This is a genomic window from Serratia sp. NA_13, assembly GCF_052691735.1.
The window spans coordinates 66897-91279 of sequence record NZ_JBQZFV010000011.1 but is presented as its reverse complement, the minus strand read 5'-3'; the positions used below and the strand labels follow the sequence as shown (position 1 = coordinate 91279).

The 24383-nt window shown below is 56.2% G+C and carries 22 protein-coding genes and 1 other RNA gene; 14 read left to right on the top strand and 9 right to left on the bottom strand.

What is annotated here, in order from left to right; genetic code table 11:
* Positions 1–3: 3 nt before the first annotated feature.
* A non-coding RNA gene (locus ACUTSU_RS15820) (RtT sRNA) lies at positions 4–133 on the top strand.
* A 791-nt stretch (positions 134–924) separates the two neighbouring features.
* Here the strand turns inward: ACUTSU_RS15820 and hemY are convergent.
* From hemY to hemC, 4 genes are read right to left on the bottom strand one after another with little or no spacing between them, the layout of a single operon-like run.
* Positions 925–2118, bottom strand: a complete 1194-nt coding sequence (gene hemY / locus ACUTSU_RS15815; protein ID WP_445652213.1) for a protoheme IX biogenesis protein HemY — start codon at positions 2116–2118, stop codon at positions 925–927.
* Between the two features lie 3 nt (positions 2119–2121).
* The gene (hemX, locus tag ACUTSU_RS15810; protein ID WP_445654378.1) at positions 2122–3246 is read right to left on the bottom strand and encodes a uroporphyrinogen-III C-methyltransferase; all 1125 of its coding nucleotides are present in this window, start codon (positions 3244–3246) and stop codon (positions 2122–2124) included.
* A 23-nt stretch (positions 3247–3269) separates the two neighbouring features.
* Positions 3270–4010, bottom strand: a complete 741-nt coding sequence (gene hemD, locus ACUTSU_RS15805) for a uroporphyrinogen-III synthase (protein WP_445652211.1) — start codon at positions 4008–4010, stop codon at positions 3270–3272.
* Positions 4007–4948 (bottom strand): hydroxymethylbilane synthase, encoded by a 942-nt coding sequence (hemC, locus tag ACUTSU_RS15800; protein WP_445652210.1) that lies wholly within the window; start codon positions 4946–4948, stop codon positions 4007–4009. The genes hemD and hemC overlap by 4 nt, the downstream gene beginning before the upstream one ends.
* Positions 4949–5264: 316 nt before the next feature.
* Here hemC and ACUTSU_RS15795 point away from each other — a divergent pair, with 316 nt between their 5' ends.
* Positions 5265–7817: a class I adenylate cyclase gene (locus ACUTSU_RS15795; protein WP_445652209.1), complete on the top strand. Its 2553-nt coding sequence runs from the start codon at positions 5265–5267 to the stop codon at positions 7815–7817.
* A 46-nt stretch (positions 7818–7863) separates the two neighbouring features.
* Here ACUTSU_RS15795 and cyaY read toward each other — a convergent pair whose 3' ends face one another.
* Positions 7864–8184: an iron donor protein CyaY gene (gene cyaY / locus ACUTSU_RS15790; protein ID WP_012004651.1), complete on the bottom strand. Its 321-nt coding sequence runs from the start codon at positions 8182–8184 to the stop codon at positions 7864–7866.
* Between the two features lie 78 nt (positions 8185–8262).
* Here cyaY and lptM point away from each other — a divergent pair, with 78 nt between their 5' ends.
* The 6 genes from lptM to uvrD all read left to right on the top strand — a co-directional run bounded on the left by lptM (position 8263) and on the right by uvrD (position 14040).
* Entirely contained in the window at positions 8263–8469 is a 207-nt protein-coding gene (lptM, locus tag ACUTSU_RS15785) for an LPS translocon maturation chaperone LptM (RefSeq protein ID WP_017891271.1), read from the top strand.
* Positions 8470–8526: 57 nt separating this feature from the next.
* Complete coding sequence (dapF, locus tag ACUTSU_RS15780; protein ID WP_020824769.1) at positions 8527–9351, top strand: diaminopimelate epimerase; 825 nt, start codon at positions 8527–8529, stop codon at positions 9349–9351.
* On the top strand, positions 9348–10052 hold the full coding sequence (locus ACUTSU_RS15775; RefSeq protein WP_445652208.1) for a DUF484 domain-containing protein: 705 nt from the start codon (positions 9348–9350) through the stop codon (positions 10050–10052). Before dapF ends, ACUTSU_RS15775 begins: the two co-directional genes overlap by 4 nt.
* Positions 10049–10960 (top strand): tyrosine recombinase XerC, encoded by a 912-nt coding sequence (xerC, locus tag ACUTSU_RS15770; protein WP_445652207.1) that lies wholly within the window; start codon positions 10049–10051, stop codon positions 10958–10960. The genes ACUTSU_RS15775 and xerC overlap by 4 nt, the downstream gene beginning before the upstream one ends.
* The gene (gene yigB / locus ACUTSU_RS15765; RefSeq protein ID WP_445652206.1) at positions 10960–11676 is read left to right on the top strand and encodes a 5-amino-6-(5-phospho-D-ribitylamino)uracil phosphatase YigB; all 717 of its coding nucleotides are present in this window, start codon (positions 10960–10962) and stop codon (positions 11674–11676) included. The genes xerC and yigB overlap by 1 nt, the downstream gene beginning before the upstream one ends.
* 201 nt (positions 11677–11877) lie before the next feature.
* A complete protein-coding gene (gene uvrD, locus ACUTSU_RS15760) occupies positions 11878–14040 on the top strand; it encodes a DNA helicase II (RefSeq protein WP_218218128.1) in 2163 nt (720 codons plus the stop codon).
* Positions 14041–14171: 131 nt separating this feature from the next.
* Here the strand turns inward: uvrD and ACUTSU_RS15755 are convergent, their stop codons facing one another.
* Complete coding sequence (locus ACUTSU_RS15755; protein ID WP_445652205.1) at positions 14172–14669, bottom strand: WbuC family cupin fold metalloprotein; 498 nt, start codon at positions 14667–14669, stop codon at positions 14172–14174.
* Between the two features lie 445 nt (positions 14670–15114).
* Between ACUTSU_RS15755 and corA the strand changes: the two genes are divergently transcribed.
* Both corA and ACUTSU_RS15745 read left to right on the top strand, forming a co-directional pair.
* Positions 15115–16065 carry a magnesium/cobalt transporter CorA gene (corA, locus tag ACUTSU_RS15750; protein WP_445652204.1) on the top strand — a complete coding sequence of 317 codons (951 nt, stop codon included), beginning with the start codon at positions 15115–15117 and terminating at the stop codon, positions 16063–16065.
* A gap of 202 nt (positions 16066–16267) precedes the next feature.
* A complete protein-coding gene (locus ACUTSU_RS15745; protein ID WP_445654377.1) occupies positions 16268–17326 on the top strand; it encodes an AbrB family transcriptional regulator in 1059 nt (352 codons plus the stop codon).
* Positions 17327–17334: 8 nt separating this feature from the next.
* Here the strand turns inward: ACUTSU_RS15745 and rarD are convergent, their stop codons facing one another.
* Both rarD and ACUTSU_RS15735 read right to left on the bottom strand, forming a co-directional pair.
* Positions 17335–18222, bottom strand: coding sequence for an EamA family transporter RarD (rarD, locus tag ACUTSU_RS15740; protein WP_445652202.1), 888 nt, complete (start codon positions 18220–18222; stop codon positions 17335–17337).
* Between the two features lie 64 nt (positions 18223–18286).
* The gene (locus ACUTSU_RS15735) at positions 18287–18757 is read right to left on the bottom strand and encodes a thioesterase family protein (RefSeq protein WP_445652201.1); all 471 of its coding nucleotides are present in this window, start codon (positions 18755–18757) and stop codon (positions 18287–18289) included.
* Positions 18758–18958: 201 nt separating this feature from the next.
* Between ACUTSU_RS15735 and pldA the strand changes: the two genes are divergently transcribed.
* The 3 genes from pldA (at position 18959) to rhtC (ending at position 22458) form a co-directional block, all read left to right on the top strand.
* Positions 18959–19837 (top strand): phospholipase A, encoded by an 879-nt coding sequence (gene pldA / locus ACUTSU_RS15730; RefSeq protein WP_445652200.1) that lies wholly within the window; start codon positions 18959–18961, stop codon positions 19835–19837.
* A 149-nt stretch (positions 19838–19986) separates the two neighbouring features.
* Positions 19987–21819, top strand: coding sequence for an ATP-dependent DNA helicase RecQ (gene recQ / locus ACUTSU_RS15725; protein WP_445654376.1), 1833 nt, complete (start codon positions 19987–19989; stop codon positions 21817–21819).
* A gap of 12 nt (positions 21820–21831) precedes the next feature.
* Positions 21832–22458 carry a threonine export protein RhtC gene (rhtC, locus tag ACUTSU_RS15720; RefSeq protein WP_445652198.1) on the top strand — a complete coding sequence of 209 codons (627 nt, stop codon included), beginning with the start codon at positions 21832–21834 and terminating at the stop codon, positions 22456–22458.
* Positions 22459–22584: 126 nt separating this feature from the next.
* Here the strand turns inward: rhtC and rhtB are convergent, their stop codons facing one another.
* Entirely contained in the window at positions 22585–23205 is a 621-nt protein-coding gene (gene rhtB / locus ACUTSU_RS15715) for a homoserine/homoserine lactone efflux protein (protein ID WP_174354698.1), read from the bottom strand.
* Between the two features lie 135 nt (positions 23206–23340).
* On the opposite strand from rhtB, the gene pldB reads away from it, so the two are divergent.
* Positions 23341–24378: a lysophospholipase L2 gene (pldB, locus tag ACUTSU_RS15710; RefSeq protein WP_445652197.1), complete on the top strand. Its 1038-nt coding sequence runs from the start codon at positions 23341–23343 to the stop codon at positions 24376–24378.
* The last annotated feature ends 5 nt before the right edge of the window (positions 24379–24383 follow it).

The window sequence follows — 24383 nt, the reverse complement described above, 5'->3', positions numbered from 1 at the left end:
TTTTTACGCCTGTAGTTTATGAGGATGAGCACCTCCGAAGGAGGTTTGAGCGCAGCGCAGCGAGACCACGTTGCTTTAGCAACTGCCCGCAGGGCAAGCATCAAAGATGCGCGTAATCCTCTTTCTCCGACCATTTTCAGAAAAGCCCGTTCAGTAATGAACGGGCTTTTCGCTTTCTGCCATTCGGCACACCTCATTTCTAACTTCCTGCTGTCCTGCTTTTGGTTTCTGGGCCCGTGTTGGCTTTCAGCGACATTGGTATAGTGCATTGTCGCCAGGTTGAGACATATAACTTTATGATTTAATAAGATAAAAATCACTTTGGCTTAAGTCGTCGTTATAAGGCGACATATCTGCTGGGGTCAGGGAGAGAGCGGGGTAGCACCCGATGAGAAGCTCTTGATTTATTTTGACGTTTAAATTTATTTAAATTCAATTAGTTAAATTATTTTATCCAAGCGAAAAGACACTTTTCCCAAAGTTGGCACGCCAAGTGCAATATCTACTCTGTAGATGCTCATTCCACCTCTTATGTTTGCTTAGGCTTCATAAACCCTGGGAATGACGCAGAGCCGATTTAAGGTGCCTATTGCCCACCAGAACGATGTCAGCGTTGCTTGCAGCCGCAGACATCACACTCCGGGCATAACGTTGAGTGAGGCACCGCCCCTGTTGTCCTAGACCTGATTGTTTTTTTATACACTTGCCACTGCGGCAAGTGTTTTTTTTTGCCTAATACCCATCATATTTGAAGCCACAGCCGCGTTGACTGCGCGCTCTCACCCCAGTCACTTGGTGGACAAAGCTCCTGGGGATTCGTGAGCTTGCCGCCTTGCTGTGACTCCAACTATCTTGGGTATAAGCAACGTTGGATAAAAAAGGCGCGACCAGGGGGCGCGCCTTGAGGACAATGCATTGCCGGCGTTACTCGCCGTTCTGCTTCAGGGTCAACATCAAACCTTCACGACGCATTTGGGCCGCTTCATCAGAGCGGTGCAGCTTATCCAGCACGTCCGCCAACCAGGCGTAGTCGTAGGCATCTGGACGCTGTTTCAATGCTTCCCGGAATGCATCGGCGGCCTGTTGCCATTCGCCATGCTTCATCAATAGCTGACCCAGCGTGCTGTTGAGCAGTGGTGTGGCACCATGCAGCTTCACCTGCTGGCGCAGCGCTTTTTCCAACTGCTGAGGATTGCCGGACTTCAGGCGCGGGATCAACAGCACCAGACGCTCATCGTACTGGCGCTTCAGGCTATCGATCACGATTTCCTGCGCCAATTCATGGTCATTGCATTCGATCAGGTGATCCACCATCGCAATTTGCAGCGGAACTTCATGGCGAGTTTTGCGGCTCTGATCTTTCCACCAGCGTTTCAGACCCTCGCTGCCTTCATCCGCCATGGCCTGATTCATCAGGCCAATATAGGCCTGCTGCTGCAGGGCCTGCAGTTCAGCCTCGGTATGCAGGTTGATCTTGCTCATCGACGTCAGGATTTCCAGCAACGAGGCAAAAGCGCCGGTGCGTAGATAAGCCAGCTCGGCCAGACGCAACACTTCCGGGTGACGCGGTGCCTGGTTCAGCAGGCGATCGACCCCGTGACGTGCGGCATGGTTTTCGCCCTGCGCCAGTTGGATGCGCACGCGGGTGATATCTACCGGCAACTGGTCAGTGTCAGCGGCTTCGGCGGCGCGTTCCAGGTATTGGTTAGTGCGGAAATCGTCACCGCGCTGCTGCGCGGCCTCGGCGGCCAGCAGATAGTTAACCACCGGCTGTTCGGCGTGATCGGCGTTGCGCGTCAGCAGTTTTTCGACCTGCTTGTAATCGCCTTCGGCCAGTTTGATCAGCGCGGCCTTGGTTTGCTTGCGCGCACGGCTACGTTTGCGCCCCAGGAACCAGCCGCGGGTGTGAGCACCGGTGCGGAAGATGCGACGCAGGATCCATTCGATCACCAGCAGCACGACAAACAGCAGGACGCCCATGATCACCAGGCCGGTGACGCTGGTTTCGATATTGTAGTTATCGGTCTGAATCAGCACATAGCCTTGATGGCCGGCCAACATCGGCCCGACGACCACGCTGGCGATCAGCACCAGGAACAGAAATAGCACGCGTAACATGGCTTATCCCTCCTGATGAGCGGCAGGGGACTGGGTCATCAGATTACGCACCCGGCTCTGCATCAGTTTTTCCAGCAGTGGCTGGCTTTTCAACTGATCCGGCACGTCCATGGTGATTGACTGCTGGCTCAGGGCATCCAACTCTTCCAGGAAAGCTTTCGTGGCCGGGTCGGTGGTATCAAAGTAGGCGCGGAGCCAAGTAGAGATGGTTTCCAACGACTGTTTATACACTTCGTTCTGGTGGCGTGGGATCGCCTGAGCGGCGACCAGCAGGCGCGAACGGATATTCTCGCGCAGGTAAATGTCCTGGTTCGGAGCCAGCAACGGTTCGGCACTGCTATCACGGCGGCGAACGGTAATAAAGTCGGCCATAAAGTTGTGCCAGCTTTTGGTCAGGTTTTGCCGCCATTCGCTGATTGAACTCGATAGCTCATTGCTGTCCTGATCCATCGGCGCTTCGTCACTGTCGTTATCCGCCAGGCGCAGGTTATCAACCTGATTGGATAACTGATTGGTCTTGAGAATGATACCGTCGAAATCCACCTGGGTCAGGGTGGACAGCGTGCTGACGTCTTCGGTGATCGCCCGGCGAACCTCAAGCAGGCTCGGATCGTTCATGTCTGCCAGGCTGGCATCGGCACTTTTCAGCAGGGCGGCGGCGGTAGTCACGTCCTGATCGCTCCACAGTTTACGCCCTGCCATTTTCACCAGGAAGTCGGCCTGCGCCAGTAACCAGGTCTTGGCGTCGCTGCCGGAGATGATGGCGACTTTTTCTTGCAGTTCACTCAGTTGTCGCGTCAGGGTCGCTTGCTCGCGGTCGGCGGCATCCAGCGTTTTTCCCTGTTGCTGTAACAGGCCTTCCAGCGCATTTTTTTCCTGCTGTTGGCTCTGTTTCAGCGCTTCGAGCTGCTGCTGCAAGTTTTGATTGGCGGCGATCAGCTGCTGTGCCTGTCGATGTGTGTGGTAATAGCCAGCCGCGCCAAGGGCAATAACCAGCACGATGGCGATTGCGCCCAATACCGGGCCGGTATTTTTACCTTTACGCGGGCTAGCGTCTGGTGGCTTGGGGCTATCAGCCACTGGGGTTGGCTCTTCAACCGGGGCGGAGGGGGTATTTTGTTCCGTCATAGTGGCACATCCCATAGTCAGGTTTATTGTAGCGCGCGGATCAGCGCGTCATTATCGGCGTTATCAGCTACCCGAATTGTGCTCCAGCCCAATTCCTGGGCGAGGGTAGCCAGGCGTTCACTCACCACTACCAGGCGGCAACGTAACAGCCACGATGAACGGTAGTAATCAGGAACTAAAGTATAGAGCTGTTGTAACATTTCACCGCTGGTGACTACCAGCGTATCAACACCGGCACGTTGCCAGTGGGCACTTTGCTCGCTGCCATCATAGTGCACCGGGCTGCGTTGATAACATTCATAATAGCTGACGGCGGCGCCGCGCTCATTCAGGCTGTTGCCGAGCAGCTCACGCCCGCCATTGCCGCGCAGGATCAATGCCTGTTTACCGTCCAGCTTCTGCAAAGCCGGCAACAGAAGCAGCGTTTCGCTGATTTCCTGCTCGCGCGGATATTCCACCGGCAGGCTGCTGATGCGGTGCATCGCCAGTGCGGTGTTACGGCCGATAGCATAATAGGTCAACCGGGCAGGCCAGGGCAGCCCAACGCGACCCATCACCGAGTTGGCGTAGCTGACCGAATGTTGCGACAGGATAAACACCAAATCGCCATCATTGAGTTGCTGCAACGCCTGCGGCAGTTTGGGCAGATCGCCGCCAGGGGCGAAGTCGATCAGCGGGGCATGATAGGCAACCCGGCCGAGCGCACGCAGTCGGCTAACCAATTGCTCTCCCGAAGGAGAAGGGCGGGTTACCAGAATCGTCATGCTGGAGGATTCCCCTGATAAACATCCTGTAGAATTTCGCGAGCGCCGCGTGCCAGCAACTCTTCAGCCAGCTCAATGCCCATTTGTTCTGCCAGCGCTGCCGGGCCGCGACGTTCACCGCGCACCATCTGACTACCGTCCGGGGAGCCTACCAGCGCACGCAGCCACAGGCTGTCGCCATCGAGTTCGGCATAGCTGCCGATCGGCACCTGGCAACCGCCTTCCAACCGGGTATTCATCGCACGTTCGGCACGAACGCGAGTTTCGGTGACGACGTGATTGAGTGGGGCCAGTAGCGCACGGGTGGTTTCATCGTCGAGACGGCACTCAATGCCCACTGCACCCTGACCGACCGCCGGCAAGCACTCTTCCGGGCTCAGCGGGCTGCGGATGCGTTGTTCCAGTCCCAGGCGCTTGAGCCCGGCGACTGCCAGAATAATGGCGTCGTAATCCCCGTTGTCCAGCTTTGACAAGCGGGTGCCAACGTTGCCGCGCAGATCGCGCACGATCAGGTCCGGACGACGCTCACGTAACTGGCACTGGCGGCGCAGGCTGGAGGTGCCGACCACGCTGCCCTGTGGCAGTTGATCCAGCGAGGCGAAACGATTGGATACAAATGCGTCGCGTGGATCGTCGCGCTCGCAAATGGTCACCAAACCCAGGCCGGCGGGGAAATCTACCGGGACGTCTTTCATCGAATGGACGGCGATATCGGCGCGGCCATCGAGTAACGCCAGCTCAAGTTCCTTAACAAACAGCCCTTTACCACCGACTTTCGCCAGTGGCGTATCCAGAATAATGTCGCCTCGCGTCACCATTGGCACCAGTTCGACCTGCAGGCCGGGGTGGCTGGCCATCAGGCGCTGCTGCACATAATGTGCCTGCCAGAGAGCGAGTGGGCTTTGTCGGGTGGCAATTCGAATAATTTTGTCTAACATGCTTGGTACCGTTTTTATAATTCGCCGTTCATCCTACCACTGCGTGTGAAAACTGTCAGTGCAAGAAGCCGCAGGCGAAGAAAGGACAACGGAATCAACGGGACGTGTGATGTGTTTTGGGGCAGTTAACACTGCGGGTAAATCGTTTGGAATGGCGCTACAATAATAGTGAAGCGTTACTTCCTTTACGGTCAATCAGCAAGGTGTTAGATTGATCACGTTTCCAGCAATAAGTTGCCAAATATTCTTCCAACACTAACGGCGCTTAAGGAATACGGGTTTTTTTCTAAATACCGGGATAATCAGGCGAGACGTCTTGTACCTCTACATCGAGACACTGAAGCAGAGACTGGATGCGATCAATCAATTACGAATCGATCGCGCCCTAGCGGCCATGAAGCCCGCGTTCCAACGGGTATACAGTCTGCTGCCTACCTTATTGCACCACCACCACCCACTGATGCCAGGTTATCTGAACGGTAACGTTCCCCATGGCGTTTGTATCTACACGCCTGATGAAACCCAGCAAGATTACCTCAACGATTTAGAAGACAAATGGGGCAGCCCGTTTGACAAACCGGCCAGCGGTGAACTGCCGATTACCGGGGTTTACTCGATGGGCAGCACCTCGTCGATCGGCCAGAGTTGTAGCTCGGATCTCGACATCTGGGTGTGCCACCAGTCTTGGCTGGATAACGAAGAGCGTAACCGCCTGCAGCAGAAATGCAGCCTGTTGGAAAAATGGGCGGCGTCGATGGGGGTCGAGGTCAGCTTCTTCCTGATCGATGAAAACCGCTTCCGCCATAACGAAAGCGGTAGCCTGGGCGGTGAAGACTGCGGTTCTACCCAACATATCCTGCTGCTGGACGAATTTTACCGTACCGCGGTGCGCTTGGCAGGCAAACGTATTTTGTGGAACATGGTGCCGGGCGAAGAAGAAGCGCACTACGATGAGTATGTGTTGTCGTTGTACTCGCAAGGCGCGTTAACGCCAAATGAATGGCTGGATCTCGGTGGTTTGGGTACGCTGTCGGCGGAAGAATACTTCGGTGCCAGCCTGTGGCAATTGTACAAAAGTATCGACTCGCCTTACAAGGCGGTGCTGAAGACCCTGTTACTGGAAGCTTATTCCTGGGAATACCCGAATACTCAACTGTTGGCGATGGACATCAAACAGCGCCTGCATCAGGGTGAGATCGTCTGCTTTGGTCTTGACGCCTACTGTATGATGCTCGAACGCGTCACGCATTATCTGAACGCCATCAATGATACCACCCGCCTTGATCTGGTCCGCCGCTGTTTCTACCTGAAAGTCTGTGAAAAACTGTCGCGTGCCAACGCATGCGTCGGCTGGCGTCGTGAGATCCTCAGCCAGTTGGTCAGTGAATGGGGCTGGGACGAAGAGCGTCTGGCTATCCTGGATAATCGCGCCAACTGGAAAATCGGACGGGTGCGGGAAGCGCACAACGAACTGCTGGATGCGATGATGCAAAGCTACCGCAACCTGATCCGCTTCGCCCGTCGCAACAACCTCAGCGTCAGCGCCAGCCCGCAGGATATCGGCGTGCTGACCCGCAAGCTGTACGCCGCGTTTGAAGCGCTGCCCGGCAAGGTGACGTTGGTGAACCCGCAGATTTCGCCGGACCTGTCAGAAGACGACTTGACCTTTATTCACGTGCCGGTTGGCCGCGCCAACCGTACCGGCTGGTACCTGTACAACCAGGCGCCGGCCATGGACTCGATCGTCAGCCATCAACCGCTGGAATATAACCGCTACCTGAACAAACTGGTGGCCTGGGCTTATTTCAATGGCCTGCTGACGCCGAAGACCCGTTTGCATATCAAGAGCGGCAATCTGTGCGATACCGCTAAACTGCAGGAACTGGTGGCCGACGTGTCGCACCACTTCCCGCTGCGGCTGGCGGCACCCACGCCCAAAGCCTTGTACAGCCCGTGTGAAATTCGCCATCTGGCGATTATCGTCAATCTGGAAAACGATCCGACTGCCGCCTTCCGCAATCAGGTGGTGCATTTCGATTTCCGCAAGCTCGATGTGTTCAGCTTTGGCCAGCAACAACAGTGCCTGGTGGGCAGTATCGATCTGCTGTACCGCAACTCCTGGAACGAAGTGCGTACTCTGCATTTCAGCGGTGAGCAATCGGTGTTGGAAGCCTTGAAAACCATTCTCGGCAAAATGCATCAGGACGCCGCCCCACCGGAATCGGTAGAGGTGTTCTGCTACAGCCAGCATCTGCGCGGTTTAATCCGTACCCGTATTCAGCAGCTGGTGTCAGAGTGCATTGAACTGCGCTTGTCCAGCACCCGACTGGAACCGGGCCGCTTTAAAGCGGTGCGGGTTGCCGGTCAGACCTGGGGCCTGTTCTTTGAGCGGCTGAGTGTGTCGGTGCAAAAGCTGGAAAACGCGGTGGAATTTTACGGGGCGATTTCCAACAACAAATTGCATGGCCTGTCGATCAAAGTGGAAACCGATCAGGTGCATTTGCCGCCGGTAGTGGATGGCTTCGCCAGTGAGGGGATCATTCAATTCTTCTTTGAAGACACTTCGGACGACAAAGGCTTTAACATCTATATTCTGGATGAGTCGAACCGGGTTGAGGTTTATCACCATTGTGAAGGCAGTAAAGAGGAACTGGTGCGCGATGTCAGCCGTTTCTACTCTTCCTCGCACGATCGTTTCACTTACGGTTCCAGTTTTATCAACTTCAATTTGCCGCAGTTCTACCAGATAGTGCAGCTTGATGGACGCACTCAGGTGATTCCATTCCGCAGTAACGTGTTGTCGAGCCTGTGTGTTCCGCTGGCCGCCGGCGCGGCTCAGCCGCTGAAACAGCAGTTCCAGCTGCACTGACATCACAGGGGCTCAGTTAACTGAGCCCCTGTGAGTGCGGCTATTTTCAGGCAAATTTCACTTCTTCGCCGGCCTGTGCGCTGGCGGCTTCGCTTAGCAACGGATAAAACGCACGATCGCTGCGATCGCAAAGCCACACGCCATCACGGTAATTAAAGTGATAGCCGCCGGTCTTGGTTGCCAGCCAAACCTGATGCAGTGGCTCCTGGCGATTGATGACAATTTTTGTGCCATTTTCGAAGCTTAACGTCATTACGCCGCCGTTGGTTTCGTAATCGATATCCGCATCGCCGTCAAAATCGTCCAGTGTCTCTTCAATATTAAGCATCAGTTGGTCAGCCAACTGGTGAAACTCACTGTCGTTCATATTCAATTCCTATTGCTTTTCATGATCCACCTGCGATTATAGAGACCTTGGACGCATGAATTACAGGCATTAATGCAAATGAAAAAACAACTACGCTATGCGCTGATGGCAGTTCTGCTTGCCGGGCTCTCCGGCTGTGGTCTGAAAGGCCCGCTGTACTTCCCGCCGGCCGATCCGGCCAGCACTAAGAAACCGGCTACTCAGGTTCAGACCGGCGAACAGGTACAGAAAAATCAGCAGGAACTTTCCAGCTCTCAGCAAAAACCGTCGATGAGCGCTCAGTAACACCCTATTTGCGGCGGCACAGGCCACCGCAAACCAAGACGGATAGCGGAGTATGATATGCAGTTCTCCAAAATGCACGGTCTGGGCAACGACTTTATGGTGGTCGATGCCGTTACACAGAATGTCTATTTTTCACCCGAGCTGATCCGCCGTTTGGCCGATCGGCATCTGGGCGTTGGCTTTGACCAGCTGCTGGTGGTAGAACCGCCTTACGATCCGGAACTGGATTTCCACTACCGCATTTTTAACGCCGACGGCAGTGAAGTGGCGCAGTGCGGCAACGGCGCTCGCTGTTTTGCCCGCTTTGTGCGGCTGAAAGGGCTGACCAACAAGCGCGATATTCGCGTGAGCACCCAGACCGGGCGTATGGTGCTGAGTGTCACCGATGACGATTTGGTATGTGTGAACATGGGTGAGCCGAACTTCGATCCGCAGGCGGTGCCCTTTCGCGCGACCAAAGAAGAAAAGACTTACATTATGCGCGCGGCGGAACATACGGTGCTGTGCGGCGTGGTGTCGATGGGCAACCCGCATTGTGTTTTACAGGTGGATGATGTAAAAACCGCCAAGGTGGAATTGCTCGGGCCGGTGTTGGAAGGGCATGAGCGCTTCCCTGAGCGAGCCAATATTGGTTTTATGCAAATTGTCAGCCGTGAGCACATCAAATTGCGCGTGTATGAGCGCGGTGCCGGCGAAACCCAGGCCTGTGGAAGCGGTGCCTGCGCGGCAGTGGCAGTGGGGATCCAACAGGAATTGCTGTCAGAAGAGGTGCATGTAGAACTGCCGGGCGGCAGCCTGCATATTCGCTGGAAAGGACCGGGCAGTCCGCTGTTTATGACCGGTCCGGCAACCCATGTATATGACGGATTTATTCATCTATGAAGAGTGTTGAGGACCAGGCTGTCGCAGGCATCGAGCTTGACGACGACACCGTGATGCAGTTTCTGCTGCAAAACCCGGATTTCTTTATCCGCAATGCGCGGTTGGTGGAACAGATGCGCGTTCCCCATCCCGTTCGCGGTACCGTGTCGCTGGTCGAGTGGCATCTGGCCCGCCAGCGTAACCATATCAACCGGCTGGAAGAAGAAATCACCCTGCTGATGGAGCAGGCCAGCGCCAACGAAACGCTGTTTGCCAGCTTGCTGAATTTGCAGGCTAATCTGGCCACCGCCGACAGCCTGCAGGATATGCTTAATCGCCTGCAGCGTTGGGCGCGGGGTTTCGGTTTGGCCGGTGCCAATATTCGCCTGTTTTCTGAAAGCTGGAAAATCGGTGCGCCTTCCGATTTCACTCACCTTGCCCTGACGCGTTCGTCGTTCGAACCGCTGCGCATTCAGCGCCTGGGTGACCAACAGCATTTCCTCGGCAGCCTGAATGGCCCTGAGCTGCTGTTGCTGCTGCCCCAGGCCAAGTTGGTCGGTTCGGTAGCGCTGTCGATGCTGGGTGAAGACGGCGAACTGGGCATGGTGATTTTCAGCAGCCGCGATACACAACACTACCAGCAGGGTATGGGTACGGTGATGCTCAATCAACTGGCGCGTATGCTACCGGAACTGCTGGAACGCTGGGTCGAACGCGCATGACTCCGCTGGCGGCCAGCCTGCAACAGCCGGTGGACGCTTTTTTGCGCTATCTGAAGGTCGAGCGCCAGCTCAGCCCGCTCACCCAGCTGAGTTATTCGCGTCAACTGCAGGCGCTGCTGGCGCTGGCGCAGGACATTGGCGTTACGGAGTGGCCGCTGCTGGACGCTGCCAAAGTCCGTCAGCTTGCGGCACGCAGCAAACGTGCCGGATTACAGTCTTCCAGCCTCGCACTGCGCCTGTCGGCATTACGCAGTTTTCTCGACTGGCAGGTCAGCCAGGGTATGCTGATTGCCAACCCCGCCAAAGGGATCCGAACGCCAAGTAGCGGCCGTCATCTGCCGAAGAACATCGACGTCGATGAAATGAATCAGCTGCTGAATATCGATCTTAACGATCCGTTGGCGGTGCGCGATCGCGCCATGCTTGAAGTCATGTACGGTGCCGGGCTGCGTCTTTCGGAATTGGTGGGGCTCGATTGCCGCCATGTCGATCTGGCCGCCGGTGAAATCTGGGTGTTGGGGAAGGGCAGCAAGGAACGCAAGCTGCCGGTGGGCCGCACTGCAGTGACCTGGCTTGAACATTGGCTGGCGATGCGCGATTTGTTCGGGCCATCAGACGATGCCATGTTCCTGTCTAATCAGGGCAAGCGCATCTCGACCCGCAACGTGCAAAAGCGTTTTGCCGAGTGGGGCGTCAAACAGGGCGTTAACAGCCATATCCATCCGCACAAGCTACGCCACTCATTTGCCACCCATATGCTGGAATCGAGCGGCGATCTGCGTGCGGTGCAGGAGCTGCTCGGTCACGCCAATCTGACCACCACCCAAATCTACACCCACCTCGACTTTCAACATCTGGCGAACGTGTACGATGCTGCGCATCCACGCGCCAAACGGGGGAAATCCTGATGCATTTTTATCGTCCGTTACGACCGCTGGCAGCGCTGACTTTTGATCTGGACGACACGTTGTATGACAATCGGCCGGTGATCAAGCAGACCGAGCTGCAGTCGGTGGCCTTTTTGCAGAACTACCATCCTGGGCTGAACCACTTCCAGTCGGCAGATTTTCATCGCCTGCGCCAGGAACTGCGTGAGCAGGATCCGGAAATTTATCATGATGTCACCCAGTGGCGCTGGCGTGCTATCCATTTGGCGCTGAGCCGTCAGGGGCTGCGTGATGCCGAAGCCGCCGACGGTGCCGATGCGGCGATGCAGAACTTCGCGCTGTGGCGCAGTCGCATCGAGGTGCCGGACGCGACCCATACCACCCTGAAAGCACTGGGTGAACGTTTCCCGCTGGTGGCGATCACCAACGGCAATGCCGATCCAGCACTGTGCGGGCTGGATGGTTACTTCCAGTTTGTGCTGCGCTCCGGGCCAGATGGCCGCGCCAAGCCCTATCAGGACATGTATCAACTGGCCGCCGAGCGGTTGGGGGTAGCCCCTGAACGGATCCTTCACGTGGGTGATGATTTGACCACCGACGTCGCCGGGGCATTGCGTTCCGGCCTGCAGGCCTGTTGGATCAACGACCGCCAGCGCAGCCTGATGCAGGCCGCCGACAGCCGTCTGTTGCCACATATTGAGCTCACTCAGTTGGCATCGCTGACAGCATTGTTATAACCCCTTCATACTTGAAGCCGCAGCTGTGTTGGCTACGTGTACTCACCCCAGTCACTTACTTGAGTAAGCTCCTGGGGACTCACACACTTGCCGCCTTGCTGCAACTTCAATTATTTCGGGTATAATCCCAAATTGACTCTGTATAAATTCACAGTGGAATCGCATTTTTGACGCGCTTTCCCTTACCAATTAATGGTGCCTATGGACGTTTCCGATCTGCTCGACAGCCTGAATGAAAAACAACGCGAAGCCGTGGCGGCGCCACGTGGCAACCTGTTGGTACTGGCCGGCGCGGGCAGCGGTAAAACCCGGGTGCTGGTGCATCGCATCGCCTGGCTGCTGGCGGTAGAGAACTGCTCGCCGTATTCCATTATGGCGGTGACCTTTACCAACAAGGCGGCGGCGGAAATGCGCCACCGTATCGAACACTTGATTGGCACCAGCCAGGGCGGCATGTGGATTGGTACCTTCCACGGCCTGGCTCATCGGCTACTGCGCGCTCATCATTTGGATGCCAACTTGCCGCAAGATTTCCAAATTCTCGACAGCGACGACCAGTTCCGCCTGCTCAAGCGTATCGTCAAAGCGTTGAATATCGACGAAAAGCAATGGCCGCCGCGACAGGCAATGTGGTACATCAACGGCAAAAAAGATGAAGGCCTACGTCCGCAGCACGTTGAAACCTATAACAATCCGGTGGAGGCGACCTGGCTGCGTATCTACCAGGCCTATCAGGAAGCCTGTGATCGTGCCGGGCTGGTGGACTTTGCCGAACTGTTGCTGCGTGCGCACGAACTGTGGCTTAACAAGCCGCATATCCTCAATCATTACCGTGAACGTTTCACCAACGTGCTGGTGGACGAGTTTCAGGACACCAACAGCATTCAGTACGCCTGGATCCGCCTGCTGGCCGGCAATAACAGCAATGTGATGATCGTCGGTGACGATGACCAGTCGATCTACGGCTGGCGTGGCGCTCAGGTGGAGAATATCCAACGCTTCCTGAAGGATTTCCCCGGTGCGCAAAGCGTACTTCTGGAACAGAACTACCGTTCGACCAGCAATATCCTGAAATCGGCCAATACCCTGATCGCCAACAACGGCGGGCGCATGGGTAAAAACCTGTGGACTGAAGGCGGCGAAGGCGAGCCGATATCAGTCTACTGTGCCTTCAACGAACTGGATGAATCGCGCTTCGTGGTCGGCCGCATCAAAGCCTGGCAGGAAAACGGCGGTGCGCTGAATGACTGTGCCATCCTCTATCGCAGCAACGCCCAGTCACGGGTGCTGGAAGAGGCGCTGCTGCAAACGGCGATGCCATACCGTATTTACGGCGGGCAACGTTTCTTCGAGCGTCAGGAGATCAAGGATGCTCTGGCCTACCTGCGGCTGATCGCCAACCGCAACGATGACGCAGCGTTCGAACGCGTGGTGAATACGCCGACGCGCGGCATTGGCGACCGGACGCTGGACGAGGTGCGTCGTACGGCGCGCGATCGTCAATTGACCCTGTGGCAGGCCACTCGCGCACTGTTGCAGGACAAGGTGCTGGCCGGGCGTGCGGCATCTGCGCTGCAACGCTTTACCGAACTGGTGGACTCACTGGCGCACGAAACCGCCGATATGCCGCTGCACGTCCAGACCGATCGGGTGATCCGCGACTCGGGGCTGTTCATCATGTATGAGCAGGAGAAGGGCGAAAAAGGTCAGGCGCGTATCGAAAACCTTGAAGAACTGGTGACGGCAACGCGTCAGTACAGCTATCAGGATGAAGATCAGGATCTGATGCCGCTGCAGGCGTTTTTGTCACATGCCGCGCTGGAAGCGGGCGAGGGGCAGGCTGATGCTTATCAGGACGCGGTGCAGTTAATGACCCTGCACTCGGCGAAGGGGCTGGAGTTCCCGCAGGTGTTTATTGTCGGCATGGAAGAGGGGATGTTCCCGAGCCAGATGTCGCTGGACGAAGGCGGCAGGCTGGAAGAAGAGCGCCGCCTGGCCTACGTCGGGCTGACGCGCGCCATGCAGAAACTGACGCTGACCTATGCCGAAACCCGTCGTCTGTACGGCAAAGAGGTTTATCACCGGCCTTCACGTTTCATCGGTGAACTGCCGGAAGAGTGCGTGGAAGAAGTACGTTTGCGCGCCAGTGTCTCACGGCCGGCGAATCACCGCCGCATGGGCACGCCGATCAGTGAAAACGACACCGGTTACAAGCTGGGCCAGCGCGTGCGGCATCCCAAGTTTGGTGAAGGGACCATCGTCAATCTGGAAGGCAGCGGTGAACACAGCCGGCTGCAGATTGCTTTCCCGGGCGAAGGCATCAAGTGGCTGGTGGCCGCTTACGCCCGCCTGGAGGCGGTGTAACAAACAGAGCCGAACGTTTGCGGATAACAGCGCTGCAACTATACCCTATGGATTTCAAGTTGCAGCTAGGCGACCAGTTCGTTCATCCCCAGGAGCTTACTCGGGTAAGCGACTGGGGTGAATGAACGCAGTCAACAACGCTGTGGCTTGAAAGACGACGGGTTATAGTGGTCGCCAATTTGCGCGGTGGCGTACCAACGCATCACTGCTTCGGTACCTTCTGCCCCTTCCTGCGGTGCCCACGGCATGCAGTCTTCTTCCGACAGCGCCTGGTAAGGCCCTTGTTTCACTTCGAAAATCACGCCACCCGGATCAACCGACAGCACGGCATGCCAGGTAAACGCCGGCATCTCCAGCACTTTGGTTTCTTCACCGAGCAGGGTGCGCTGGGTGACGACGCCGTCCTCGTTAAACTGCAGCACCACAAAGCGGCCGCGCAGCGGTGTCAGCAGCTCCCAGGTTTGCGGATGGCGGTGGGGGCGGATATAGGTGCCGGGTTCCATGGCAATCGCCAGGCGCTGTACCGGGTCGCTCAACTCTTCGTGTAACGTACGGTGCGCGCGCAGGCGTGCCACTGTTGCGGCCTGTTCACTCATGCTGGTCAGGTCGTGGGCAGTAATTTGTTTCATCGGTAAAGTCCGCAAGCTTATCGTGGCCTAATCTTAGCAACATTCTCGGGCGTGGTCAGAGATCGTCGCAGCTTTTTCGTTACCCTTTATCGCAGATTTTGCTGATTTTCCCCCATCGGTTTTAGCGATGAATTGTTGCGCAATTATCGCGCCTAACCGGTTGACAGGCTTTTTCTTCTCGGCGTAACATGCGCGCACTATTATCAATGAGGACATACGCCTTGGACACACCCAGTAGATACTGGCTCACTGACCTGGACAACAACAGGTGCAACTTCTAAGGCTATCCCATTGAGCTGATAGCCTTCGTGGTTGTCGGCGACCTCTTCAGTGTCGCTATGAGTCAGATCCTTCATGGTCTGAAACAAGCTGGTGATACAACATCCCCCTGTTTCTGTGCTTCCACGCGTTGTTTACCCCTGTCAACCCAAGGGAGTTTTAGCAGATGCTGAGCGCGTTTAAATTAGATAACAGCCGCCTGTCCCGTCTGGAGTTGGATGACTCCGATGACCTCACTACGTCACTGTGGGTTGACCTGGTTGAGCCGGAAGAAGGCGAACGTGAGCGCGTGCAAAACGAGCTGGGTCAAAGCCTGGCGACACGCCCGGAGCTGGATGACATCGAAGCCTCGGCGCGTTTCTTCGAAGATGAAGACGGTCTGCATATTCACTCCTTCTTCTATTTTGAAGATGCGGAAGACCATGCCGGCAACTCCACCGTGGCTTTCACTATTCGCGATGGTCGCCTGTATACCCTGCGTGAGCGCGAACTGCCGGCATTTCGTCTGTATCGCATGCGCGCCCGTAATCTGAAGATGGTTGACGGCAACGCCTACGAGCTGTTGCTGGATTTGTTCGAAACCAAGATTGAGCAGTTGGCGGACGAGATCGAAAACGTCTACAGCGATCTGGAAAAGCTCAGCCGGGTGATCATGGAAGGCCATCAGGGCGATGAATACGACGAGGCGCTGTCGACGCTGGCCGAGCTGGAAGATATCGGCTGGAAAGTCCGTTTGTGCCTGATGGATACCCAACGGGCGCTGAACTTCCTGGTGCGTAAGGCACGTTTGCCGACGGGCCAACTCGAACAGGCGCGTGAAGTGCTGCGCGACATCGAATCCCTGTTGCCGCACAACGAATCCCTGTTCCAGAAGGTCAACTTCCTGATGCAGGCGGCGATGGGCTTTATCAACATCGAGCAGAACCGCATCATCAAGATCTTCTCGGTGGTTTCGGTGGTGTTCCTGCCGCCAACGCTGGTGGCCTCGAGCTACGGGATGAACTTTGAGTTTATGCCGGAGCTGAAATGGTCGTTCGGTTATCCTGGCGCTATCAGCCTGATGATCCTGGCGGGGCTGGCCCCCTATTTGTACTTCAAACGCAAAAACTGGCTTTAAACGAAACGCGCTTTGCCAACTTGAGCTTGGGCAGTGCTCGCCCTCCTCACATACTGCGTGTATGCTCCGGGGCCTGCGCGCTGTCCGCACTCAATTTGACTGTGCGCGCTACGTTTAAAGAATCAGGGTTCATTATCCCTTAGCTTGCTAAATAGGGGTACAATGTCGCCTCGTCTCATCAGTCCGTAAGGCGTGAGTTTTGATGGAGAAATTGCCCCGCTGGTCTCAATGGTTGCTCCTGCTGCTGGTTTCGCTGGCGTTAGGTTTTGGCCTGCAAACCCTCCATATTCCCGCTGCGCTGTTGCTGGGGCCGATGATTGTCGGCGTAGCCATGGGGCTGTTGGGGGCCTCGGTTCGCATCCCTGGCTACCTGTTTATCGCCGCACAGGCGGTGCTGGGCTGCATGATCGCACAAAGCCTCTCTCCCGCTATTCTCACGCCGTTACTCGACGACTGGCCGTTGGTGCTGCTGGTGCTGATCGCCACGCTGCTGGCCAGTGGCATTTCCGGCTGGTGTCTGGTGCGTTTTAGCAGCCTGCCTGGGCCGACCGGTGCCTGGGGCTCATCGCCTGGCGGAGCGTCGGCGATGGTGGCAATGGCCGGGGATTTTGGCGCGGATGTTCGACTGGTGGCCTTTATGCAGTATTTGCGGGTGCTGTTTGTTGCGACCGCAGCAGCTATGGTGGCCCGCATTGGGCTGGGTGATGAGGCGGGGCACGGTAGTGTGGCGCTGGAGTGGTTTCCGTCGCTGGACTGGCGTTTCCCGGCAACGTTGGGTGTGGCCATTGTCGGTGCCTGGCTAGGGCCACGGTTGCGTATTCCTTCCGGTGCACTGTTGTTGCCGATGATCATCGGTGCGGCACTGCATTCCAGCGGTACCATGGCGTTACAAGTGCCAGAATGGTTGTTGGCGTTAGCCTACACGCTGATTGGCTGGAGCGTTGGGCTGCGTTTTACCCGGCCGATATTTTTGCTGGCATTGCGGACCCTGCCGCAGATGGTGGTGTCGATCGCTGCGCTGATGCTGTTTTGTGGCCTGCTGGCGTGGATGCTGACGCACTTTCTGCCGGTAGATCTGATGACTGCCTATCTGGCTACCAGCCCCGGTGGGCTGGATACCGTGGCGATTATTGCGGCGGGAAGCAGGGTCGACATGTCTTTTGTGATGGCAATGCAGACGCTGCGTTTATTCACCATTCTGCTTACAGGGCCAGCGATGGCGCGGTTTATCTCCAACCACGCAACGCCGGCCTCAACTTGACGCTGAAATCAACGCAGTTTGCGCTGGGTGTAGAGCGCGTCGAGAATAAACAGCAGCAGCGCCGCCCAGATAAAGCCGAAGGTCACCAGCTTGTCCTGACCGACGGTTTCACCGTAGAAGGTGACGGCCAGCAGGAACATCAGCGTGGGGCCGAGGTACTGGAAGAAGCCGAGTGTCGACAGGCGCAGGCGGGTGGCTGCGGCGGTAAAGAACAGCAGCGGTACGGTGGTGACGATGCCGGCTGCCACCAGCATCAGGTTCAGCGACCAAGGGTTGGCGCCGAGGTGGCTGGTCGGGCTGTCGGCGAACAGGAAAAGATACGCCGCCGCGACCGGCAGCAGCCACAGGGTTTCTATCAGCATGCCGGTTTGCGCGTCGATGGCGATCTTCTTGCGCAGCAGACCGTAGAACGCAAAGCTAAATGCCAGCCCCAGGCCGATAATCGGCAGCGAACCGAATTGCCACAGCTGAATCAACACGCCGGCGAATGCCAGTATCACCGCCAGCCATTGCATACGACGGAAGCGTTCGCCCAGGAACAACATCCCCAGCAGCACATTTACCAGCGGATTAATGAAATAACCCAGGCTGGCTTCCAGCATATGATGGTTATTCACCGCCCAGATAAACAGCAGCCAGTTACCACCGATCAGCAGCGCGGTCACCGCCAGCAATAATAGCCGTTTGTGGTCTTGGCAGGCAGCCCGCACCTGTGGCCAGTTACGTCCGAGAGTAATCAGTGCCAGCATAAAGAAGAACGACCAAATCACCCGATGGGTGAGGATCTCGTCAGCAGGCACCTGCTGGATCAGCTTGAAATAGGCCGGGGCGATACCCCAAATAAAATAGGCGGCCAGAGCAAAGAAGATGCCCTGTCGTGTTTGCTTTGCGTCCATGACGTTACTCGGATGGGAAAAACGGAGATGCGGTGAGTGTACTGAAGACGCTCACCGCACACAATCACCCGACCAGATAGGTGGCAGTGGCGCTGGCGATATGCAGGCCATCGTGGTTATGCAGTTCGACGCGGGCGACCGCGACTTTGTTGCCGCTGCGCAATACGTTGGCGGCAGCGACGAAATGCTCGCCACGGCCAGGGCGCAGATAGTCAACGCGCAGATCGATGGTTCCCATGCGGGAAAGGCGAGTGGCGACTTCTTCTTCGATCAACGGATCCAGACGCATCAGTACGCTACCGGCACATGCTAAACCCGCCGCAACGTCCAGCACCGAAGCAATCACCCCGCCGTGCAGAATTTTCTGGGCGGCATTGCCCACCAGTTTGGGTTGGTTGGTGAAACTCAGCTCCACGTAGTCGTCGTCAAAGCGGCGTAGTTCCAGGCCCAGCTCGCGGTTAAACGGCATGTGATAAACAAAGATTTCGCCAATTTTCTGGCGGGCAGCTTCAAGAGTCAGTGGTGTGGTAGACATAAATACCCATTCTTTTCTGTGTAGTAGGGGAAGCTAACTGGTCAGTCCAGGTTAACTGTTTGTTGATATTATGCCTATATTTTGTTGCTTTCCAGACTAATCCAATAAATACACGCCACACTGCTGTAAAACTCCCTTTGCGTGTAAAATGGCCTGTTTTTATTTCAGCGTTTGTCATTTCATGTTGGGGTGAGGAAGGTTATGCGCATTTTGACCGGGGTCGTTTTGGCCACGCTGGCGGCGGCTCCGCTGGTACAGGCAGAAGAAGCCAAAGAGCAGCAAATTCATGATAAGCCGGCGGTGCGGGGCAGCATTATTGCCAATATGCTGCAGGATCACGACAACCCATTCACGCTGTATCCGTACGACACCAACTATGTGCTGTATACCGATACCAGCAATATCAACAAAGAAGCCATCAAGTCCTATAACTGGGCTGATAATGCTCGCAAGGATGAGGTGAAATACCAGCTCAGCCTGGCGTTCCCGCTATGGCGTGGCATTCTGGGCGACAACTCGGTGCTGGGTGCGTCTTATACTCAGCGCTCCTGGTGGCAGCTTTCCAACCACAGTGAGTCATCACCGTTTCGTGAGACCAACTACGAACCGCAGGTGTTCCTGGGGTGGGCGACTGATTACAGCTTCGCCGGCTGGACACTGCGTGACGTTGAAGTGGGCTTGAATCACCAGTCCAACGGGCGCTCGGATCCCACTTCCCGCAGTTGGAACCGCGGTTATGCCCGCTTTATGGCGCAAAACGGCAACTGGCAGGTGGATCTCAAACCCTGGTTCCGCTTCGCAGAGAGCGACAGCAGCGACGATAACCCGGATATCACCAAATACATGGGCTATTACCGTCTGAAAGTCGGTTACGCTTGGGGTGAAAGTGTGTTCAGTGTCGACAGTCACTACAACTGGAACAGCGGCTACGGCGGTGCGGAATTAGGCTGGAGCTACCCGATCAGCAAACACGTGCGTTTCTATACCCAGGTGTTCAGCGGTTACGGCGAATCCTTGATTGATTACAACTTCCGGCAGACACGGGTTGGCGTTGGTGTCATGCTTAACGATATTATGTAATCATACCCTGCGTACTTGAAGCTGCTGCTGTGTTGGCTGCGTACACTCACCCCGGTTACTTGGTTGGCCAAGCTCCCGGGGGTTCACGTACTTGCCGCCTTGCCGCAGCTCCAATTACTTTGGGTATATAGTTCAAAGTGGGGAAGTGTGTGTCAACCGCAGCAGTGATAAACAAAGAGTTGCTGGCAGAGCAGGTATTACGCGATACCTTCGGCTACCAGCAATTCCGACCGGGTCAACAAACGATTATCAACACGGCGATCGGCGGGCAGGATTGCCTGGTGGTAATGCCGACCGGCGGCGGTAAATCGTTGTGCTACCAAATCCCGGCGCTGGTGATGGATGGCCTGACGCTAGTGGTTTCCCCGTTGATCTCATTGATGAAAGATCAGGTCGATCAGTTGCTGGCCTATGGCGTCTCCGCTGCCTGCTATAACTCGACCCAGACGCGCGAACAACAGCTTGAGGTCATGGCGGGTTGCCGCAGCGGCCAGATCAAAATGCTTTATATCGCCCCCGAGCGGCTGATGATGGACAGTTTCCTCGACCAGCTCGACGGTAACCCACCTGCCTTGTTGGCGGTAGACGAAGCGCACTGTATTTCTCAATGGGGTCACGATTTCCGTCCTGAATACCGCGCATTGGGGCTGTTAAAACAACGTTTCCCTGATATGCCGGTGATCGCGCTGACCGCAACCGCAGATGAATCGACCCGGGGTGACATAGTCCGTCTGCTGGCACTGCAGGAGCCGCTGGTGCAGGTCAGCAGCTTTGACCGGCCAAACATCCGCTATACGCTGGTGGAGAAATTCAAGCCGCTCGACCAATTGTGGCGATTTGTGCAGGACCAGCGTGGCAAAAGCGGCATCATTTACTGCAACAGCCGCGCCAAGGTAGAAGATACCACTGCACGTCTGCAAAGCCGTGGGCTGAGTGTGGGTGCCTATCATGCCGGGTTGGACAACGATCGCCGTGCGCAGGTGCAGGAAGCGTTCCAGCGCGACGATTTACAGGTGGTAGTCGCCACCGTCGCCTTCGGCATGGGCATTAACAAACCCAACGTGCGCTTTGTGGTGCACTTTGATATTCCACGCAATATCGAATCTTATTATCAGGAAACCGGCCGCGCCGGCCGCGATGGTTTACCGGCCGAGGCGATCCTGCTGTATGACCCGGCCGATATGGCCTGGCTGCGTCGCTGTCTGGAGGAAAAACCTGTCGGGCAGCAACTGGATATTGAGCGTCACAAGTTGAATGCCATGGGGGCTTTCGCCGAAGCGCAAACTTGCCGCCGGTTGGTGTTGCTCAACTATTTTGGAGAAGGTAAACACCAGAACTGCGGCAACTGCGATATCTGCCTGGATCCCCCCAAGCGTTACGATGGGCTGGAAGATGCGCGCAAGGCTTTGTCCTGTGTGTATCGCGTCGGCCAGCGTTTCGGGTTGGGATACATTGTCGAGGTACTGCGCGGTTCCAATAATCAGCGTATCCGCGAATACGGACACGAGAAACTGCCGGTGTACGGCATTGGTCGCGAGCAGACCACCGAACACTGGACCAGCGTGCTGCGTCAGTTGATCCACCTGGGCTTTATCACCCAGAACATTGCCATGCACTCGGCGCTGCAACTGACCGAGGCCGCGCGCCCGGTGTTGCGGGGTGAGCTGGAACTGCAACTGGCGGTACCGCGCATCCAGAGCCTGAAGGCCCGCAGCAGCAGTAACCAAAAGTCCTACGGCGGCAATTACGATCGCAAACTGTTCGCCAAATTGCGCAAGTTGCGAAAATCGATTGCCGACGAAGAAAATATCCCGCCTTATGTGGTGTTTAACGATGCCACCCTGTTGGAAATGGCGGAGCAGATGCCTATCAAGGCTGGCGACCTGTTAAGTGTTAACGGTGTCGGGCAGCGCAAACTGGAGCGTTTTGGCGCGCCGTTTATGGCGATGATCCGCGATCATCTCGATAATGACGAAGATTAAGGGCGATAAATCATGCTGATGCTGTTTCTGACCGTGGCACTGGTGCACCTGATTGCACTGATGAGCCCAGGGCCGGACTTCTTTTTTGTTTCACAAACCGCCGCCAGTCGCTCGCGGCGTGAGGCGATGATGGGCGTACTGGGCATTTCATTGGGCATCGTGGTGTGGGCGGGCGTAGCCTTGATGGGCCTGCACCTGATCCTGCAAAAAATGGCCTGGCTGCATCAAATTATCATGGTTGGCGGTGGGATTTACCTATGCTGGATGGGTTGGCAACTGTTGCGCTCCGCCCGTTCTCAAAATGCCCAGTCGGTGCCTGCGGCGGAGGTGAAAGTGGCCTTGCCGAAGCCTGGGCGCAGTTTTATCCGTGGTTTTCTGACCAACTTGTCCAACCCGAAAGCGGTTATCTATTTCGGCAGCGTATTTTCACTGTTTGTAGGGGATGACGTCGGTGCCGGTGCCCGCTGGGGCTTGTTCTTGCTGATCGTCGCTGAGACTTTTGTCTGGTTCAGCCTGGTGGCGGTGGTGTTTGCATTGCCGACCATGCGCCGCGGTTATCAACGGCTGGCCAAGTGGATTGACGGGCTGGCGGGTGTGCTATTCACCGGTTTCGGCTTGCATCTGATCTTTACCCGTTAGGCTATTTTACTTGCCAGGTTGTACCCGGGCAGTGCGCAGACTCCTCACGTACTTTATGTATGCTCCGGGTCCTGAGCGCTGGCCGCGTCCAACCTATCTGCGACAATAACGCCTAAACTCGAATTTTCAGGCTTTTCTGGCCGTAGCCAGCAGCCCGGCCACCAGAATAAACAGTGAACCGAAAATACGGTTCAACAACTGCATCTGACGAGGCGTCTTCAGCCAACCGGCAATGCGGGTGGCCAGCGTGGCGTAGCCAATCATGACAAAAATATCCACTACCACGGTGGTGACACCGAGCACCAGATACTGCTCGGCTTGCGGTTGGTTGGGCAAAATAAACTGTGGGAACAGTGCGGCCAGAAACACGATGCTTTTCGGGTTGGTCAGATTCACCAGCACAGCACGGCGGAACAGACGGCGACGCGGCATAGTACCTGCCAGCGTATGCAAGTCCAGCGAACCTGCAGCGCGCCACTGTTGAATGCCAAGCCAGACCAGATAGGCGGCGCCGAACCACTTCAGCATTTCAAACGCCAGCAGTGACTGCGATACCAGCGCACCCAGACCAATACCCACCAGTACGATATGCAGGCTCAGCCCAACCTGCAGGCCGGCAATGGACGCCGCTGCGCCACGATAACCGTGGCTGATACCGGTGCTCATGGTGTTGATTGCTCCTGAACCGGGTGACAGGCTGAGGATAAGAGTTGTCAGCAGATAGGTTAACCACCAGTCCAAGGTCATTGCAGTACTCCCTGAAAGCGCCAATTTGTGCCAAAATGATGCGGTTTTTGTAAGAATTGAATCACAATACGCTAGTATTATTTCTTGTGCCAGAGGTCACATTTTTGCCACTGGTAGCTCAGGGAAAAGCACTTGATGACGTCGTTTACTCTCAGCACTGATGATTGGTTAACGCGTGAAAAGCAGTTTGCTGCTTTCGCCACGGGACCGCTGCTGGACTTTTGGCGGCAGCGTGAGGAGGGTGAGTTCAGCGGGGTCGGCGGCGTCCCCATCCGTTTTGTGCGTTTCAGTTCCCCTCGCCATCAGCGGGTGGTGGTGGTAAGTCCCGGTCGTATCGAAAGTTATATTAAATACCCCGAGATTGCCTACGATCTGTTCCATTGCGGCTATGACGTGATGATTTTGGATCATCGCGGGCAAGGCCGTTCCGGCCGTTTGCTGGCTGATAAGCACCGCGGTCATGTGATAAACTTTGCCGATTACGTCGACGACTTTGCCCAGTTTTATCAGCAGGAAGTGGTGCCACTGGGTTACCGGCAACACTTTGCGTTGGCTCACTCGATGGGCGGTGCGATCCTGGCGCAGTTTCTGGCCTGCCAGCCACAAGCATTTGACGCTGCTGCGTTCTGTGCACCGATGTTCGGCATTTATTTGCCGATGCCAGGCTGGATGGCCAACCGCATTCTGAACTGGACGGAGAAGCACCCGAGGGTGCGCGATTACTATGCGATAGGGACCGGTCAGTGGCGACCGCTACCTTACGTGGTCAACGTGTTGACCCACAGCCGTGAGCGCTACCGTCGCTGTTTGCGTTATTACGCCGATTATCCCGAGTTGCAGGTGGGAGGGCCAACCTACCACTGGGTACGGGAAAGCCTGCAGGCCGGACGAGAGATCATCGCCCAAGCGGCTAAAATCACCACGCCGCTATTATTATTGCAGGCCGGTGAGGATCGGGTGGTCGACAACCGTTCTCATCAGGCTTTTTGTCAGGCATTGTCAGAAGCGGGACATCCCTGTGAAGGGGGAAAACCGCAGGTTATCGAAGGCGCACGGCATGAGATCCTGTTTGAGCGGGACGCGATGCGCGCCGAAGCACTGAGCGCAATCCTGCGTTTCTTTGCTCAACACTTAGGCGGTACCCCTACCGCCGACTACACCATTAGAGGTTAGAAATT

Excerpts from the sequence above, each read along its gene's own strand:
- uvrD (WP_218218128.1), top strand. The coding sequence starts at position 11,878 with ATGGACGTTTCCGATCTGCTCGACAGCCTGAATGAAAAACAACGCGAA.
- cyaY (WP_012004651.1), bottom strand. The coding sequence starts at position 8,184 with ATGAACGACAGTGAGTTTCACCAGTTGGCTGACCAACTGATGCTTAAT.
- yigB (WP_445652206.1), top strand. The coding sequence starts at position 10,960 with ATGCATTTTTATCGTCCGTTACGACCGCTGGCAGCGCTGACTTTTGAT.
- dapF (WP_020824769.1), top strand. The coding sequence starts at position 8,527 with ATGCAGTTCTCCAAAATGCACGGTCTGGGCAACGACTTTATGGTGGTC.
- rarD (WP_445652202.1), bottom strand. The coding sequence starts at position 18,222 with ATGGACGCAAAGCAAACACGACAGGGCATCTTCTTTGCTCTGGCCGCC.
- rhtB (WP_174354698.1), bottom strand. The coding sequence starts at position 23,205 with ATGACCTTGGACTGGTGGTTAACCTATCTGCTGACAACTCTTATCCTC.
- ACUTSU_RS15755 (WP_445652205.1), bottom strand. The coding sequence starts at position 14,669 with ATGAAACAAATTACTGCCCACGACCTGACCAGCATGAGTGAACAGGCC.
- hemC (WP_445652210.1), bottom strand. The coding sequence starts at position 4,948 with ATGTTAGACAAAATTATTCGAATTGCCACCCGACAAAGCCCACTCGCT.
- lptM (WP_017891271.1), top strand. The coding sequence starts at position 8,263 with ATGAAAAAACAACTACGCTATGCGCTGATGGCAGTTCTGCTTGCCGGG.
- pldB (WP_445652197.1), top strand. The coding sequence starts at position 23,341 with ATGACGTCGTTTACTCTCAGCACTGATGATTGGTTAACGCGTGAAAAG.
- rhtC (WP_445652198.1), top strand. The coding sequence starts at position 21,832 with ATGCTGATGCTGTTTCTGACCGTGGCACTGGTGCACCTGATTGCACTG.
- xerC (WP_445652207.1), top strand. The coding sequence starts at position 10,049 with ATGACTCCGCTGGCGGCCAGCCTGCAACAGCCGGTGGACGCTTTTTTG.
- ACUTSU_RS15745 (WP_445654377.1), top strand. The coding sequence starts at position 16,268 with ATGGAGAAATTGCCCCGCTGGTCTCAATGGTTGCTCCTGCTGCTGGTT.
- ACUTSU_RS15735 (WP_445652201.1), bottom strand. The coding sequence starts at position 18,757 with ATGTCTACCACACCACTGACTCTTGAAGCTGCCCGCCAGAAAATTGGC.
- hemD (WP_445652211.1), bottom strand. The coding sequence starts at position 4,010 with ATGACGATTCTGGTAACCCGCCCTTCTCCTTCGGGAGAGCAATTGGTT.
- pldA (WP_445652200.1), top strand. The coding sequence starts at position 18,959 with ATGCGCATTTTGACCGGGGTCGTTTTGGCCACGCTGGCGGCGGCTCCG.
- hemX (WP_445654378.1), bottom strand. The coding sequence starts at position 3,246 with ATGACGGAACAAAATACCCCCTCCGCCCCGGTTGAAGAGCCAACCCCA.
- corA (WP_445652204.1), top strand. The coding sequence starts at position 15,115 with ATGCTGAGCGCGTTTAAATTAGATAACAGCCGCCTGTCCCGTCTGGAG.
- ACUTSU_RS15775 (WP_445652208.1), top strand. The coding sequence starts at position 9,348 with ATGAAGAGTGTTGAGGACCAGGCTGTCGCAGGCATCGAGCTTGACGAC.
- hemY (WP_445652213.1), bottom strand. The coding sequence starts at position 2,118 with ATGTTACGCGTGCTATTTCTGTTCCTGGTGCTGATCGCCAGCGTGGTC.